Source organism: Sneathiella sp. HT1-7 (assembly GCF_020731145.1).
Classification (GTDB): Bacteria; Pseudomonadota; Alphaproteobacteria; order Sneathiellales; family Sneathiellaceae; genus Sneathiella.
Genome location: NZ_JAJFZN010000004.1, coordinates 409,769 through 425,871, shown reverse-complemented (window position 1 = coordinate 425,871; position 16,103 = coordinate 409,769). Strand labels below are relative to the sequence as shown.

Below are 16,103 nucleotides of genomic sequence, written 5' to 3'. Positions count from 1 at the left end.
TCGCTGCCTCAGTCAAGCTTTTCAACAAAGACATTGATTTTTCCACCACAGGCAAGACCGACTTCCCAAGCCTCGTCATTGCTGACACCGAATTCCAGTGTTTTGGGCTCACCGCTCTTGATGATCTCCAGCGCTTCCTGAATGACAGCTCCCTCGACACAGCCGCCACTTACGGAACCGACCATCTGACCCGTTTCATCGATTGCGAGTTGGCTGCCCGCTGGGCGCGGAGCAGATCCCCAGGTGTTGATCACGGTCGCGAGGGCGACGCTCCGGCCATCCTTTTTCCAGTTGAGCGCCTGGCTCAGGATATCGTCATCGGACAGAGTTGATGCAGTTTCGGTCATGCGGCAAAACTCCTCTTATCGGGTTGCGCGCCCATGGGGTTGGATAGAATGTCAGCAAGGTCTTTCAGGCTGTTGAGATTATGGATCGTCCGGAATTGATCGACATGGGGCAGGATCGCCTTGACGCCTTTCGAGCGTGGCTCGAACCCCTGATACCGGAGCAACGGGTTCAGCCAGATTAACTGTCGGCAGGACTTATGCAGCCGTTCCATTTCAACCCCTAATCCTTCTCCTGCATCGCGGTCGAGCCCATCGGAGATAAACAGGACCACCGCCCCTTGTCCGAGGACACGGCGAGACCAGAATTTATTAAATTCCTTCACCGTTGCGCCAATACGTGTACCACCGGACCAGTCTTCTACCTTTTCACTGACCGCATCCAGAGCGGCGTCAACATCGCGATAACGCATATATCTTGTTATATTGGTGAGCCGGGTGCCAAATACAAATGTGTGAACGCGATCTCGGTCATTTGTGATCGCATGCATAAAGTGTAGCAGCATGCGGCTATATTGTGTCATAGAGCCAGAAATGTCACAGATTATTATAAGCGGTGGATGCCGAGTCACGCGGGACTTGAAGCGGAGCGGTATGCTGGCCCCACCGCTTCGCAGGCTGGCGCGCAGTGTGCGGCGCATATCAACAACGCCGCCATGGAAATCCGCGCGCTGCCGTCGGGTTTTTACCTCCATAATCGGCAGGCGCATCCTGGCCATGGCCTTTTTCGCTTCCTCCATTTCCTCCGCACTCATGCTCTCAAAATCCTTCGACTGCAGAAGTTCGCTTTCCGAGGCAGTGAGCGTTGCGTTTATCTCGATCTCTTCCTGTTCGTTTTCTTGCTCAGTATCCGGGGCGGGTGAGGGCGCGAGTGCTTCGGACAGACGCCTGCTCAATTCCGGTTGATCGTCCCGCTTGGTGCTATCGAGAAACGTCGTCGGCAGCATCATGTCCATCATCTTTTTCAGGAGTTCCGGGTTACGCCAGAACACATGGAACGCCTGATCGAAAATATCCCATTGGTCGCGGCGATTGACGAAGACCGAATGCAAGGTCCAGTAAAAATCATCCCTGCGGCGAATACCGGCGACTTCGACAGCGCGGATCGCTTCGATCACGCGGCCCGGACCGACAGGCAGCCCAGCCCGGCGTAGCGTTCGCGCGAAATGCATGATGTTTTCCGCGAAAGTGCCACCGGTATGTACCGCCGGTTCACTCATACGGCGTCCATTTCGGAGTTAATCTTCTGGATGATGTCCGCTGCCTCACTCCCCTGTATTTTCACGATATCATCCTGATATTTAAGGAGAACACCGAGCGTGTCATTGATGACATCGGGGTCGAGGGAGATGATGTCGAGCTCTTTCAGCGCGTTGGTCCAGTCCAGCGTCTCCGCCACGCCCGGTAGCTTGAACAGATTGGGATCTTTACGCAATTCCTGTATGAACAGAACAATCTGTTTTGAAAGCCGCTCATCCGCGCCGGGAATTTTTCGAGCAATGATCTCTTTTTCACGTTCCGCATTTGGATAGTCGACCCAGTGATAGAGGCAGCGGCGCTTTAGCGCATCATGAATTTCCCGCGTCCGGTTGGAGGTAATGATGACAATTGGCGGCTCTTTCGCCCTGATAGTGCCAAACTCCGGGATGGTGACCTGAAAATCTGAGAGTACTTCAAGCAAGAATGCCTCGAACGGCTCATCAGTGCGATCGAGCTCGTCGATCAGTAGAACGGGGGCGCCGCCGACGTTGCTTTCCAGTGCTTTCAGCAGCGGACGCTTGATCAGGAACTTTTCCGAAAAGATATCGCTGCTGAGGCGGTCCCGGTCGGCCGTCTCGGTTGCCTCAGCCAGCCGGATTTCAATCATCTGGCGGGCATAGTCCCATTCGTAGACGGCGGAGCTGACATCCAAGCCCTCATAGCATTGCAGGCGGATTAGGGGACGATCCAACTGTTCCGCCAAAACCTTGGCGATTTCCGTCTTGCCGACCCCTGCTTCCCCTTCCAGAAAGAGCGGACGGCCCATTTTCAGGGACAGAAAAAGGACTGTGGCCAGACTACGATCCGCCACATAATTGGCGTCTTGCAAGAGGTCCTGTACGGCGTCGATGGATTGCGGCTGGACGTTTGTCATGCTTGTCGGATTTCCCTTGGTTGCTTAAATCTGGTTGCGCCGGAATTTTGGTCCCGAAATGGGGAAATAGTTACTAAAGATGAAAGGGGAAGCCAAAACTTCCCCTTTTTTAATTGTCCGGGTTGACGGCTCAGACTATGAGGCGGCCTGAACCGCGCGCGCCGCCATGACGGAGATCAGGTTCGCCCGGTAGTCAGCGGAAGCATGAATATCAGCACTGAGGCCAGAGGCTTCTGTCTTGATACCGGATACCGCATCGGCGGAAAAATTGCTCGATAGGGCAGCTTCCATATCCGTCTGGCGGAAGACGCAAGGTCCCGCACCAGTCACTGCAACACGCACGCCCTGAGCTGTCTGTGCGACGAACACACCGGTCAAAGCAAAACGCGACGCCGGGTTTGGAAACTTCGCATATCCTGCCTTTTCCGGAACGGGGAAAGTGACCTTGGTGACAAGCTCATCTTCCTCCAATGCCGTCTCGAACAGATCAACGAAGAAATCTTCCGCCGAGATGCTCCGTTTGTTGGTATGCACTGTTGCACCAAGACCAACCAGCGCCGCCGGATAATCCGCCGCCGGGTCATTGTTGGAAATGGACCCGCCGATTGTCCCCCGGTTGCGCACTTGTGCATCGCCAATATGGCTTGCAAGATACGCTAGCGCCGGGATGGCGGATTTAACATCTGCAGAATTGGCAACATCCACATGGCGGGTCATCGCGCCAATGGAAACCTCGGACTCGCTGACGCTGATACCTTTAAGTTCCGCAATGCCGCTGAGATCAATCAGTTTGTCCGCTTGTGCCAGCCTGAGCTTGAGGGTCGGCAGCAAGGTCTGGCCACCGGCCAGAAACTTGTCATCCTCACGTATGGCGGAAACTGCCTCATTTACCCCCGAAGGGCGTTCATAATCGAATGAATACATGGGTTGGTCCCTTCTTAATTGCTGTTGATGGCGCGCCAGATCTTTTCTGGCGTCGCCGGCATATCGATATCCTTACCCAACGCATTGACGATGGCGTTCATGAGGGCCGCAGGGGCCGCAATCGCGCCCGCCTCGCCGCACCCTTTCACGCCCAGCGGATTGCTGGGGCAGGGGGTGTTTGTTGTCGTAATACGAAAGTTTGGCAGATCGTCAGCCCGTGGCATGCAGTAATCCATGTAGGATCCGGTGATCAGCTGTCCGCTTTCGTCGTCATAAACCACGCCTTCGAGAAGAGCTTGGCCGATGCCTTGTGCGACGCCGCCATGCACCTGACCTTCTACGATCATCGGGTTGATGATATTGCCGAAATCATCCACGGCGGCCCAGTCAACGATATCGACAACACCTGTTGTCGGATCAATCTCGACTTCCGCAATATGAGTTCCCGCTGGAAAGGTGAAGTTAAGCGGATCATAGAACGCATTTTCTGCCATGCCCGGTTCCAGATCAGCCGGATAGTTATGCGGGACATAGGCAGCAAAGGCAATTTCGCCCATGGTCATCTGCTTATCCGTTCCGGCGACCGAGAAGACGCCATGCTCATGTTCGATATCCTCAACCGAGGCTTCCATGAGATGGGCGGCGATCTTCTTTGACTTCTCGACGATCTTATCGACCGCTTTCACGATGGCTGATCCGCCAACGGCGAGGGAACGGGAGCCATAGGTACCCATTCCGAAGGGAACCTTGCTGGTATCCCCATGCACGACTTCAACGCTTTCGATCGGAACGCCGAGTTTGTCAGCGATGATCTGTGCGAAGGTAGTTTCATGCCCCTGACCATGGCTGTGACTGCCGGTAAAGACTGTAACGCTGCCTGTCGGGTTGAAGCGAACCTCAGCTGATTCCCAGAGACCCACGCCGGCCCCGAGCGAGCCGACGGCCGCAGATGGGGCGATGCCGCAGGCCTCAATATAGGCTGCTGTACCAATACCACGGATTTTGCCATTGGCCTCTGATTGGGCCTTGCGTGCGGCAAAGCCGTTATAGTCGATCATCTCCTTCGCCATATTCATGGCAAGCGGATAATCGCCCGAGTCATAAGTCATGATAACCGGTGTCTCATACGGATAGGCATCCGGCTGGATAAAGTTTTTAAGCCGGAATTCCGTTGGATCCATACCCAGATCCCGTGCTGCTGTGTCCATCATACGTTCGACAACATAAGTTGCCTCCGGACGGCCCGCCCCACGATAGGCGTCAACCGCCGTCGTATTGGTAAAGCCGGCCTTGACCTCGACATAGATACTCGGGATTTTATACTGCCCACTTAACAGCGTGCCATAGAGGTAGGTTGGTACAGCCGAGGCAAAGGTTGAGAGGTAGGCACCCATATTTGCCTGGGTCGAAACCCGAAACGCCAATATCTTGCCGTCGTTATCCATGGCAAGCTCCGCATGGGAGACATGATCACGACCATGGGCGTCGGTCAGGAAGGCTTCCGAGCGATCCGCCGTCCACTTTACCGGGCGATTAATCTTCCGCGCGGCCCAGATGGTTGTCGTTTCCTCGGCATAGACGAAAATCTTGCTACCGAAGCCACCACCGACATCCGGAGCAATAACCCGGAGCTTGTTTTCTGGAGCTATGCCCAAGAAAGCCGACATAATCAACCGCGCGACATGCGGGTTCTGGCTGGTGGTATGAAGCGTCAGCTCCTCGCTGCCCGCATCATATTCACCAAGAGCCGCACGCGGCTCCATCGGGTTGGGAGAGAGCCGGTTGTTAATCAGATCAATCTTTGAGATATGCGCCGCATTGGCAAAGGCCGCATCCACGGCCGCCTTGTCGCCAAGTTCCCAGTCATAACAAAGATTTCCTGGCGCTTCTTCATGTATTTGTGGAGCACCAGGGGCAAGTGCCTTGGAAATATTGGTGACGGGCGTTAAAACCTCATAATCCACCTCAATCAACTCCGCGGCGTCTTTTGCCTGCTGCAGGGTCTCGGCGATGACAAACGCCACTTGATCACCCACATGCCGGACGGCATCGACTGCCATGCTGTTATGAGGCGGTGCATTATGGGGAGAGCCGTCCTTGCTGGTGATACCCCAGCCGCAGATCAGGCCACCAATCCCATCGGCGACCATATCGGCGCCGGTGAAGATATCGACAACGCCCGGAGCTGCTTTCGCGGCGGCGAGATCGATATTATTGATTTTGGCAAAGGCATGTGGGGAGCGCAGAAAATAGCCGTAAGTCTGCCCCACCCTGTTGATATCATCCAGATAGTGGCCGTTACCGGTAATAAATCGTTGGTCTTCTTTACGCCTGACAGAGGCGCCAATTCCATTTTCGACAGTCATTGATCACCCTCCCATATTCTCCGATGCGGATTTGACGGATTTGACAATATTATGATAGCCCGTGCACCGGCAGATATTGCCTTCAAGCTCGGTTCTGATTGTCTCCTCAGATGGGTTCGGGTTGCGCTTTACAAGATCAACCGCACTCATGATCATGCCCGGCGTGCAGAATCCGCATTGCAGGCCATGGTTTTCCTTGAAGGCGGCCTGCATCGGATGCAACTCGCCATTTTGCGCCAGACCTTCGATGGTGGTGACCTCCGCGCCGTCAGCCTGAACTGCCAACATTGTGCAGGATTTAACGCTATCTCCGTCGACATGAACGGTACAGGCTCCGCATTGGCTGGTATCACAGCCGACATGGGTTCCGGTCAGTCGGAGATTTTCACGGATAAATTGAACGAGTAGGGTGTTGGGCGCAACTTCGGCGCTGACCTGTTTCCCGTTCACCGTCATACTAACGGTTGTCATATGATCTTCCTCCCTTGATTTAGCGTTTTATTTTGAGTTCGTAGCGATGTGTCAGACTGTTATTCAGACCTTTTGTTTTATTCGGTTATGAGTTTCCAACTGATCTAGCGCGACGTCAAGCGCTGTAAAGTCATTTCAAAAATTTAAATCAATCGCCTGCAAGATAGAACAAAATAACAGCCGCGATTATACCGAGTGGAATAAGAATCGAGGGGCGCATCCAGTCGGGGGAGGCAGCTTTCTCCGCGTCGGGCAGGGGGGGGGGCGCCACCTTTTCCTGAGTCGCGCTGACGTCCGGTACGGCGGGTTCGCTTGCACTCATTTCTTCGGCGGCCAACGGTTCTTCTGCATGTTCTTCCCGGCCTGAGCTGACAAGTTCATTGAAGTTTGCAAAGAACTCCGATGCCAGCTTTTTCGCGGTGCCATCAATCAGGCGGGAGCCGATCTGCGCCATTTTCCCACCGACAGAGGCATTAACGTCATAAGATAGCAGTGTGCCGTTATCGCTTTCTTTCAGGGAAATATCCGCACCGCCCTTGCCAAACCCGGCGGCGCCGCCTTTGCCTTCACCGGTAATCGTATACCCATTCGGCGCATCGATATTGCTCAATGTCACATGGCCGTTGAATTTAGCGGAAACAGGGCCGACCTTGACTTTAACCGTTGCAGAAAATTCCGTGTCACTGACCTTTTCAACGGTCTGGCATCCGGGGATAGACTGGCGCAGGATTTCCGGATCGTTTAGCGCGTCCCAAACTTCTGCCCGTGAAGCGTTGATCAGTTCCTCACCGCTCATTTGCATGATAACTCTCCCGACGTTGGCTTGGTTTGTTTTTCCTAGCCTACTCCATGACGAACGGGAAGGGCAAGCCTGTTATCGGGAGTCATAATTTGAATGTCGGTCGGTCAATCAGGTGCTGTTTGATATCGGAAAAATTTATGCCGACCAGTAACTTGTCCGTTTTATCGCCATTTGTTGTAAGCGGGAGAACAACGCGTTCATAGTTCAGCCTTCGGCCGAGGGGAGAACAAGTCGTGCTGGCCATGTATGTCGGTCGCTGATGGGCAACCGAGTAATCATACTGAGCTATAATTTTTTGGCGGTCTTCGTTGTTCAAGACATTCTCAAGATACTCTCCAGTTATCGATTTTTGATAGACAGGGTTGACCGAAGATCCGGCGAGGCGGACAAAATACCTGGGCCTGCCTACACCAACATCGAGAAGGACTATATGCCGGAGGCACTGTGGAATATCGACCGGATTAAATTGTTGGCGTCTTGGTACTGTCGGAGCAGGGTCAAGCTGCTGCCAGTATCTCACCAGATCAATGAGGGCTTGATGGTTGATCTCCGTTAGAGATGTCGTGAATTCCGTCATCAATACTTAATCCGGTTGTCGAAAATGGCTGCGCAGAGATAAGGTAAGGTCGGTGATTTTTCAACATATTTATTCGTCTAATGGTAGCATTTGGGGCTGCTCGGACTTAATTACATTTTAATGTGGCATTATGACAACGAAGTCGCTCTTTCATTAAGCAGGGATTAACCATTCATCCGTAGTTTGTATTTGATAAAACTATGTGAGATCAATGATATGCGCCCTGCGACCCGCTCAACTTTTGACATTCTCTGCTGGCTGAAAAATCAAAGCTGGACGTCCGACAAGGCGTCCGAGGCTCCTTTTCAGTTAAAGCTCCTCTATCTGGCGCAGGCGTTGTATGCCGCTTCGAATAAACAAAGAAAACTGATGCCCGCGACATTTCTTGCGACAGCTGCGGGGCCGATCGAACCGGATATATTTCTGGCACTGGAAAATAATTTGACCATCGGCAATCCGTTACCACCGAGTGCGGAAGTAGGGGCATATCTTTCCTCATTTTATGCGGACTTTAAAGACATGGGGCAGACGGATATTGATTTTATCCTGTCCAAAGATACGGCAATCCGGTCGGCAATGGCGCGTGGGCGGAATTCTGAGATTTCTGTTTCTGACATGGCGATTGCCTATAAAAAAGGACTACCATTGTTGGGCATTGGGAAAGACGCAGGCCAACCAACCCCCTCGTTTCGGGAGGGGGGGCGATCAGAGCTTGAGGCGGCACCGAACGCCAAGCAGGAGGTGCGCTTCACTGCCGATGGCCGCTCGGTCACCAAATGGATGCCGAAGAAACGGATCATGAGCAAAGAGCGCCCCGTCCTAAACTGAAGCCCTACATCGGTAAGGGTTGCTGCAGAAAGCGATAGAAGAACACCACCACAAAACCAAGTACCGCGACGATGATCATTACCGCCGTGCTGGATGACGTCGTCCGGGCCAATACCTTGCCATCTCCATGTGTCTTTTCCGTCGTATTGATGATGCTATAGACAATGTCATTGGCAATGCCAAGAAACCAGTTCCAGATCACCAGTATCAGACGACCAATCGCAAGCGCCAGCCATTTCAGTGGAACACGATAGAACCAGTCGAAATCGAGATTCGTAGAGCGAAGCTCGGGCGGATAAATCTTGTATCGCATCAGCAGGGCGAAGGCGAGGACTGCAAACAACAGGAGTTGTAGCGAGGTGATTACATGCCCGGCCGTGTATGGTTTATATGTTGGCTCATAGGGTAGCAGTTCATATAGCAGGCCAGGAAAGACACCGATCCCGATACAGAAAAAGGCAGCAAACCCCATTGCGAACAGCATATTCATCGGGGCTTCTTTCACCCGGATGCCACTGTCATGGGCGAAGAAGGTGAAGAACGGGACCTTGATGCCGGAATGGTCCATGACGCCAGCGCTGGCGAACAGCATGATCAACCAGATCACGACCATGCCGCCGTCTGCGGCTGCGGATTGGATCATGGCTTTGGAGACAAAACCGCCCGTTAGCGGGAAGGCTGCAATCGACATGGCGCCAATAATACAAAAGACCATCGTCACCGGCATGGACTTATAAAGTCCGCCAAGTTCCGATGCCTTGATCGTTCCGGTCCGGAACAATACCGCGCCCATGCTCATGAAGAGAAGGCTTTTATACATAATATGGGCGAAGGCATGTGCCGCCGTTCCATTGATCGCAAGTTCAGTTCCGATGCCGACACCGACCACCATATACCCCAACTGGTTATTAAGGGAGTAGGCCAGTACCCTTCGAAGGTCATTTTCAAGGACGGCGAAGAAGATCGGATAGACCGTCATTGCCGCGCCGATCGGGATCAGGATATCAGTTCCCGGGAAGGCCCGCGCAAGCGTGTAGATGGCGAGCTTCGTTGTAAAGGCAGACAGGATCACGGTGCCGGTGACGGTCGCCTCCGGGTAAGCATCCTGCATCCAGTTATGCAGGAAGGGGAAAGCGCTCTTAATACCGAAGGCGAGCAGGATCAGGCCGCTCGCCAGACCTGTAAGTCCAATGTAATTGAACGCGATAGAGCCGGTTTCCTGATAATAAAGAATAATCCCGCCAAGCAGAATAACGCCGGAGGATACCTGAATAATCAAATAGCGCATGCCGGCCTTATAGGCGCGCTCCGTCCGGCTCGCCCAGATCAGGAAGACCGAGGAAATTGCGGTTAATTCCCAGAACACAAAAAGGGTGATCATGTCGCCCGCAAATACCGCCCCAATTGCGGATCCCATATAGATCAGGGCGACGAAATGCTGGATCGTGTCTTTGACATGCAGCGCATATATCATGCCCATAAAGGAGGCCAAACAGAAGACCGTGCCAAATATCCGCGCAAGCGGATCAATGCGGGTCAGCTCGATCGAAAGGCCCAAGAATTCATAATGGCCCCAAGTACCAAGACCAAGGGTATATATCTGCGTGAGCGCTAAAACCGGAAGCGTGAGCAGCAGGATAGAGCGAATAATGCCACTTGTGATCGGAACAAGCAGGGCGCCAAAAATGAGGATGAAGCCAGGATTTAGACCTTCAATCATAGTAATCCTCATCCCGCATCAAAACTTTACGGAGTTTCTTGGCAATCAAGACAAGTCCGACATAACAAACAAGTCCATAGAGGGAGTAAAACTCGAAGATATTTTCGAACTCAAACTCGACATGTTTGTGATAGAGAATATTGAACAGTGAAAGGATGTCAGGCACGGACACTAACGCACAAAGAACAAGAATGGTGTAAAACACCTTGTCGATATTCTTTGGATCATCCAGCCAATATTTTTTTTCATCATCCGGTTTTGACATTTTTTCCATCCCTATGGCGTCAAAATGGGTTCGATCAGCCTGACGATCGGATCCGCAAGGAAGAAGAGGATTACGCAGGCCAAAGCGGTCAGGACGGGCGGCAGAACACAGAAAAGCGGCGCCTCCTGTATATTTCGCCAGGAGAAGTCAGATTTCTCATATCCAACGGGTACGGGTTCGTCGCTCTGTCCGAGCGGCGGATAAAAGAAGCCGCGCGCGACAATCGGCAACAGATAGGCGATGTTGAGAAGCGAGCTGACTAGCAGCACAATCATCAGGTAAATCTCGTCCGCCTCCACTGCGCCAAGCATGAGGTAGAACTTGCTCCAACTTCCGCCCAAAGGCGGCAAGCCGATAATGCTCAGCGAGCCGATCAGGAAGGCGATAAAGGTGACTGGCATTTGACGGCCAAGGCCCCGCATGTCACTGATCTCTGTTTTATGCACAGCGGTATAGATCGCACCTGCGCAAAAGAAGAGAGTGATCTTGCCAAAGGCATGCATGACGATCTGGAGTGCGCCACCGGCCACCGCCATCGACGTTGCCATGGATGCGCCAAGCACCACATAGGCGAGTTGGCTAATCGTGGAATAGGCAAGCCGGGCTTTCAGGTTATCCTTGGTGAGTGCCACAACCGACGCCGCAATCAGGGTATAAGCGGCGACCCATGTGAGCCATTCCGCCGCACCGGTCTCACTCAGAAAATCAATCCCGAAGATATAGATCACGACTTTCAATACCGAGAATACACCGGCCTTAACAACAGCCACCGCATGGAGGAGTGCGCTGACCGGCGTAGGCGCGACCATTGCAGCCGGAAGCCAGCGATGGATCGGCATCAGGGCTGCCTTGCCGATGCCATACATAAAGAGGAAGAGAAGCACGCCAGTCACTCCGGCGCTGGCATGTCCGTCAAGAATGCCGCCCTTCACGAAGTCGACGGTTCCCGTAAGGTTCCATGTCCAGATGATCGCGGGCAGGAACAACCCGATGGAGGTGCCGATCAGGATGCCGAGATAGATCCGGCCGCCTTTCAGGGCATCGGCGTTCTTCTTGTGCGTGACCAACGGATAGGTCGAGAGCGTCAGGACCTCGTAAAAAACAAATAGTGTCAGCAGATTTCCGGAAAAGGCGACGCCCATGGTTGCGGCGATTGCAATTGCGAAACAAATATAAAATCCGGTCTGGCGCGGCTCGTTATTCCCGCGCATATAGCCGATGGAATAGATCGAATTGATAATCCAGAGCGAGGACGCTACAGCCGCGAAGGTCATGCCGAGAGGTTCGACCTTCAACATCAGCGCAATATCGGGCAGCAATTCAACCAGCAGAACAACCGGTTCCACTCCATTCATGATGCTGGGCAGAATGCTGAAGACATTCAGGCAAAGCAGAACTGATGTGACCAGCGTAACCGTCTCACGAATATTCGGGACGGAGGAGGTGATCGCAATCCCGAGCGCGCCGACAAGCGGAATGATCAGGGAGAGAGCGACATGTGTTTCAAGGGCAAACATGATCTTACGCCCCCCCCATCAGAAATGCGGCTGCCGCTTTGGCAATGCCGACGTTAAAGCTGGTTTCAATACCGAAATAGAAGCTGCCGAGGATAAAGAGCCATGTTGGCACCAGCAGGGAAATCGGCGCCTCCTCTTTCACGGTGCCCTCTGGCATATCACGGAAATAGGCGACCTCCACCACCCGCCAGATATAAATTACGGCAAGCAGGCTGGATACCATCAAAAGAGCGACAAGGCCGTATCCGATAACGGAGCCTTTTTCGAGAGCGGCCACCACTAGATACCATTTACTGATAAAGCCGGGGGTGAGCGGCACGCCAATCAGGCCAAGGCCACCCAGCACAAAACCGAATGTAGTGATCGGCATCCGACGCCCAATCCCTTCAAGGTCTTTCAAATAGGTGGAGCCGACGACAAAGAACATGCAACCGACTGAGAGGAACAGGCCCGTCTTGACAATGGCATGATTGAAAATATGGACAATTGAAGCCGTCAGGCCGGTTTCGTTGGCAAGCGCTATGCCGAGTATAATATAGCCGAGCTGGGCGACACTGGAATAGGCGAGGAGCCGTTTGATGTTCGTCTGGTAAATCGCGACGGCGGACATGGTGAGAAACCCCAGTACCGCGAACGGGAGCAGGATATCCATAAGCTCCAGCCCCTGGAAACTGTAATTCACACCGAATACGGTGAAAATATAGCGGATCAGCAAATAGACGGAGACTTTGGTCGCGGTTCCGGCGAAAAAGGCGGTTATAATGCTGGGGGCGTAGGTGTAGCCGTTCGGCAACCAGATATGAAATGGGAAGAGCGCCAGCTTGATGGCGAGTCCGATGACGATAAAGCCGGCCGCCGCAAGAATGGGGCGGGTGCCTTCAATTTCCGGAAACCGCGCGGCGATATCCGCAATATTAAGTGTGCCCGTCATCATATAGATAAGGCCGACGCCAATCAGATAGAAGGTCGCGCCAACCGTACCGATGATCAGGTATTGAAACGCGGCGGTGAGGGCGCGGCGATCCGTCCGCTCTCCCATCGCGATAAGTGCGTAGGAGGAGAGGGACATAATCTCCAGAAAGACGAAGACATTGAAGGCGTCGCCTGTGATACAGATGCCGAGCATACCGGTCAGCGCCAGCAAATAGGCCGCAAAAAAGAGGCCAAGCTGTGACGTCGGAACTTCCTTGGTGACGCTTTCGCGGGCGAAGAGCAGCACGCCTGTGCTGACCCCGCTGATCAATACCAGCATAAAGCCACTTAAAAGATCGACGACATATTCAATCCCCCAAGGCGGAGCCCATCCGCCGAGCTCATAGGAGATCGGACCGAAGGATGCAACGGTCAGGAGAAGCTGCAGGCTGATATAAAATGCATAGGCGCTGGCAATCGTCGTTACGGCCCAAGGGGCGGTTTTTCCGCGAAGGAGCGCGCAAATTGGCGCGGTCAAAAGGGGCGCGATTGCAACCAGAATAGGGAACTGGGAACTCAATGACAGCATGTCAGGCGCCATCCTTCATCTCGAGAATTTCTTCTTCGTCAATGGTGCCAAAGGATTCCCTTATCCGCACGACCAGGGAGAGGCCAAGCGCCGTCGTCGCGATACCAACGACAATTGCCGTCAGGATGAGCACATGGGGAAGCGGGTTCGAATATATGGGGGCCGCCGTGTCAAGTGGACCGTCAACAACGATAGGCGCCGTGCCACCAGAAATTTTGCCCATGCTGATGTAAAAGAGAAAGACGGAAATCTGAAACAACGAAAGTCCAATCATTTTCTTGACGAGATTGGAGCGGCTCATAACCGTGTACAGGCCGATCATCAGCAGGATGATGAAAACCCAGTAATTGAAAAACCCAAAGGACATCAGTTTTCCTCCTGCTCTGCCTTGGCGGCAATTAGATCCGCGCGGCCGACAAAGGCATAGAAAATTGCCAGCATGGCCGCCGTCACCGTGATGCCGACGCCGAGTTCGACCAACAGAATGCCGAGATGCTGGCCTGCGACCGGATCACTCGCGAGGACATTGTAGTCGAGAAAATTTCCACCGAGCATCATGCTGACAACGCCGACACCTCCATAAAGAAGCACGCCTGCCGAAATCAGAAAGAGGATTGCCCTTTCACTCACCACGGAGCGGGCATAGTCGAGGCTGAAAACAAGAGCATAGAGAATTATGCCCGCCGCAAAAATCACGCCGGCCTGGAACCCGCCGCCGGGTCCGTAGTCGCCATGAAATTGCACATAGAGAGCAAAAACAAAAATAAACGGTATCAGCAGCTTCGCGATTACATGGGGGATAAGGTCATGCTGACTGCCCAGCCCGGTTAAACTACCGCTTCGTCCAGTCTTGCCCTCATCAAGCGGCACGTCAGTTTCATCGTCTTCATTCTTGCGTCGACGCCGCTGACGCAGGATCAAGAGAACGCCGATCCCGGCGGCAAAAATAACTGTAGTCTCCCCGAAGGTATCATAGCCGCGATAACTGGCGAGAACCGATGTCACCATATTGGGTACGCCAATTTCCGTCGGGCTGTCATTAATATAGCGGGGAGCGACATGGGTATGGACCGGATTATTCGCTTCACCGAAACGCGGCATTTCATAGGTCGCGTAGTAAAGAACGGCGCCAACGGCAAGACAAATGACCAAGGGGCCCGCAGCAAATTTCGGCTGGTCTTTTTCCTGGGAGCCAACAAGGGCCAGAGTGCCGATATATAGCACGGTGCTGATACCGGCGCCGACGGCCGCCTCTGTAAAGGCGACATCCACTGCATCAAGGCTGATGAAGATCAACGCCATGATGAAGCTGACGATCCCGAGCAACATGGTAGCGACAAACAGATTGCGGACAAACAGGACCGACATGGTCCCGGCAATCAGTAACAGCATCAGAAAAATATCTACAAAGGCAGCTATGGTCCTGTCCCCTCTCGCTCAGTAATTAATTACGCGTCATCTTTTTCTTTTTGTTCGCTCTGTCCAAAACCATCAAGTTTTGGCTTTAATCCCGCAACAAAGCTTCCCTGCGCCAAGGCGTAGGAGGCGGTTGGGCTAGTAAAAAATACGAATACGATCACTAGCAGAAGTTTGACAGAAACAAGTGAAAAGCCACTTTGAAAGGATAGCCCGACAAATATCAGGAAAGTCGCCAGCGTGTCGGCCATGCCGCCCGCGTGGATGCGGGTATAAAGATCAGGTAGGCGTAGCAGCCCAAACCCGGTAATCAGCAGCAGCAGGCTGCCGGCCAGCAATAGCACCCATGTGCCAATATCGAGAATGAGGTCCATCAGGAGTTATCCGCCGGTTTAGAAAGGGTTCCGCGCAACGTCCCAAATTTGAAATATTTCAGAACAGCGAGCGTCCCGATAAAATTAACGAGGGCGTAAACCAGTGCAAGATCAAGAAAATCAGGACGCCCTGCAAGAAAACCCATCACGCCGATCAATAACACTGTCTTTGTGCCGATGGCATTAGCGGCCAGGATGCGGTCGTAGGATGTCGGTCCGAGAATGGCTCGGGTGAGGGCAAGCGCGATGCTGACCAGGATGGCGATGGCGGTAATGGCGTAAATCATCATGTTTCCTTCATTACCTTGGTAACCCGTTGATCCATGTCGCCATTTTTTACACCATCGGCGGAGCCTTCCGTCAAGGCATGGACCATTACCTGATCATCATCCAGATCGACGGTTACCGTTCCCGGTGTCAAGGTGATGGAATTGGCATATATCACGCGGCCAAGATCAGATTTCTGACTGGCGGTAACCGTGAACATGCTGGGCCGTAGGTACCGGCTTGGGAACAGGACACATTTGGCAACATCTATGTTTGCCTTGAAGATCTCAACAACCAGCCATCCCCAATAAGAAATGATGCGGGGCCCCAGATAGATCGGGTGGCTTTCATGGTCAATTACATCCATGCGATAGGCAATCAGCGCAGATAGCAAGCAGGAGGCAATACCAAAGCCCGTAATTAGTGGCGTGTAATGCCCTGACAACAGAAGCCAGACAGCCATAAGCACAAGAAACAAACTAATGGTTTTTAACAATGTCCTGCATTCCCTGTCGTATTGTCGGCACTGGTTAAAACTCTTGGGAGTTAAACTCCTGGATGGTCGATGGCTTGCCCCCGTATATGCCACGGGATTTC

18 protein-coding genes are annotated in these 16,103 nt (G+C 53.1%); 1 reads left to right on the top strand and 17 read right to left on the bottom strand.

The window, feature by feature from the left end; genetic code table 11:
• Window positions 1–8: 8 nt before the first annotated feature.
• The 8 genes from LKE13_RS15645 to LKE13_RS15610 all read right to left on the bottom strand — a co-directional run bounded on the left by LKE13_RS15645 (window position 9) and on the right by LKE13_RS15610 (window position 7,618).
• Window positions 9–347, bottom strand: coding sequence for an XdhC family protein (locus LKE13_RS15645; protein WP_227952320.1), 339 nt, complete (start codon window positions 345–347; stop codon window positions 9–11).
• Window positions 344–1,564 (bottom strand): vWA domain-containing protein, encoded by a 1,221-nt coding sequence (locus tag LKE13_RS15640; RefSeq protein ID WP_227952319.1) that lies wholly within the window; start codon window positions 1,562–1,564, stop codon window positions 344–346. Before LKE13_RS15640 ends, LKE13_RS15645 begins: the two co-directional genes overlap by 4 nt.
• Complete coding sequence (locus LKE13_RS15635) at window positions 1,561–2,478, bottom strand: AAA family ATPase (protein WP_227952318.1); 918 nt, start codon at window positions 2,476–2,478, stop codon at window positions 1,561–1,563. The genes LKE13_RS15640 and LKE13_RS15635 overlap by 4 nt, the downstream gene beginning before the upstream one ends.
• Before the next feature lie 135 nt (window positions 2,479–2,613).
• Window positions 2,614–3,402 (bottom strand): FAD binding domain-containing protein, encoded by a 789-nt coding sequence (locus LKE13_RS15630; RefSeq protein ID WP_227952317.1) that lies wholly within the window; start codon window positions 3,400–3,402, stop codon window positions 2,614–2,616.
• A 14-nt stretch (window positions 3,403–3,416) separates the two neighbouring features.
• A complete protein-coding gene (locus tag LKE13_RS15625) occupies window positions 3,417–5,768 on the bottom strand; it encodes a xanthine dehydrogenase family protein molybdopterin-binding subunit (RefSeq protein ID WP_227952316.1) in 2,352 nt (783 codons plus the stop codon).
• A gap of 3 nt (window positions 5,769–5,771) precedes the next feature.
• The gene (locus LKE13_RS15620) at window positions 5,772–6,239 is read right to left on the bottom strand and encodes a (2Fe-2S)-binding protein (protein ID WP_227952315.1); all 468 of its coding nucleotides are present in this window, start codon (window positions 6,237–6,239) and stop codon (window positions 5,772–5,774) included.
• 148 nt (window positions 6,240–6,387) lie between these two features.
• On the bottom strand, window positions 6,388–7,041 hold the full coding sequence (locus LKE13_RS15615) for an SRPBCC family protein (protein WP_227952314.1): 654 nt from the start codon (window positions 7,039–7,041) through the stop codon (window positions 6,388–6,390).
• A gap of 82 nt (window positions 7,042–7,123) precedes the next feature.
• The gene (locus LKE13_RS15610) at window positions 7,124–7,618 is read right to left on the bottom strand and encodes a PAS domain-containing protein (RefSeq protein WP_227952313.1); all 495 of its coding nucleotides are present in this window, start codon (window positions 7,616–7,618) and stop codon (window positions 7,124–7,126) included.
• 216 nt (window positions 7,619–7,834) lie between these two features.
• On the opposite strand from LKE13_RS15610, the gene LKE13_RS15605 reads away from it, so the two are divergent.
• Window positions 7,835–8,446 (top strand): hypothetical protein, encoded by a 612-nt coding sequence (locus LKE13_RS15605; RefSeq protein ID WP_227952312.1) that lies wholly within the window; start codon window positions 7,835–7,837, stop codon window positions 8,444–8,446.
• A gap of 4 nt (window positions 8,447–8,450) precedes the next feature.
• On the opposite strand, the gene LKE13_RS15600 is transcribed toward LKE13_RS15605, so the two are convergent.
• Genes LKE13_RS15600 through LKE13_RS15560 form a run of 9 tightly spaced genes read right to left on the bottom strand, consistent with a single transcriptional unit; the run spans window position 8,451 to window position 16,002 of the window.
• On the bottom strand, window positions 8,451–10,166 hold the full coding sequence (locus tag LKE13_RS15600; RefSeq protein WP_227952311.1) for a Na(+)/H(+) antiporter subunit D: 1,716 nt from the start codon (window positions 10,164–10,166) through the stop codon (window positions 8,451–8,453).
• Entirely contained in the window at window positions 10,159–10,431 is a 273-nt protein-coding gene (locus tag LKE13_RS15595) for a hypothetical protein (RefSeq protein WP_227952310.1), read from the bottom strand. Before LKE13_RS15595 ends, LKE13_RS15600 begins: the two co-directional genes overlap by 8 nt.
• 11 nt (window positions 10,432–10,442) lie before the next feature.
• On the bottom strand, window positions 10,443–11,948 hold the full coding sequence (locus LKE13_RS15590; protein ID WP_227952309.1) for a monovalent cation/H+ antiporter subunit D family protein: 1,506 nt from the start codon (window positions 11,946–11,948) through the stop codon (window positions 10,443–10,445).
• 4 nt (window positions 11,949–11,952) lie between these two features.
• Window positions 11,953–13,440, bottom strand: coding sequence for a monovalent cation/H+ antiporter subunit D family protein (locus tag LKE13_RS15585; RefSeq protein ID WP_415776550.1), 1,488 nt, complete (start codon window positions 13,438–13,440; stop codon window positions 11,953–11,955).
• A gap of 10 nt (window positions 13,441–13,450) precedes the next feature.
• Window positions 13,451–13,816 (bottom strand): cation:proton antiporter subunit C, encoded by a 366-nt coding sequence (locus LKE13_RS15580; RefSeq protein ID WP_227952307.1) that lies wholly within the window; start codon window positions 13,814–13,816, stop codon window positions 13,451–13,453.
• Entirely contained in the window at window positions 13,816–14,868 is a 1,053-nt protein-coding gene (locus LKE13_RS15575) for a DUF4040 domain-containing protein (RefSeq protein ID WP_415776549.1), read from the bottom strand. The genes LKE13_RS15580 and LKE13_RS15575 overlap by 1 nt, the downstream gene beginning before the upstream one ends.
• Before the next feature lie 29 nt (window positions 14,869–14,897).
• Window positions 14,898–15,239, bottom strand: a complete 342-nt coding sequence (mnhG, locus tag LKE13_RS15570; RefSeq protein WP_227952306.1) for a monovalent cation/H(+) antiporter subunit G — start codon at window positions 15,237–15,239, stop codon at window positions 14,898–14,900.
• A complete protein-coding gene (locus LKE13_RS15565) occupies window positions 15,239–15,526 on the bottom strand; it encodes a monovalent cation/H+ antiporter complex subunit F (RefSeq protein ID WP_415776548.1) in 288 nt (95 codons plus the stop codon). Before LKE13_RS15565 ends, mnhG begins: the two co-directional genes overlap by 1 nt.
• A complete protein-coding gene (locus tag LKE13_RS15560; RefSeq protein ID WP_227952304.1) occupies window positions 15,526–16,002 on the bottom strand; it encodes a Na+/H+ antiporter subunit E in 477 nt (158 codons plus the stop codon). The genes LKE13_RS15565 and LKE13_RS15560 overlap by 1 nt, the downstream gene beginning before the upstream one ends.
• Window positions 16,003–16,103: the final 101 nt, after the last annotated feature.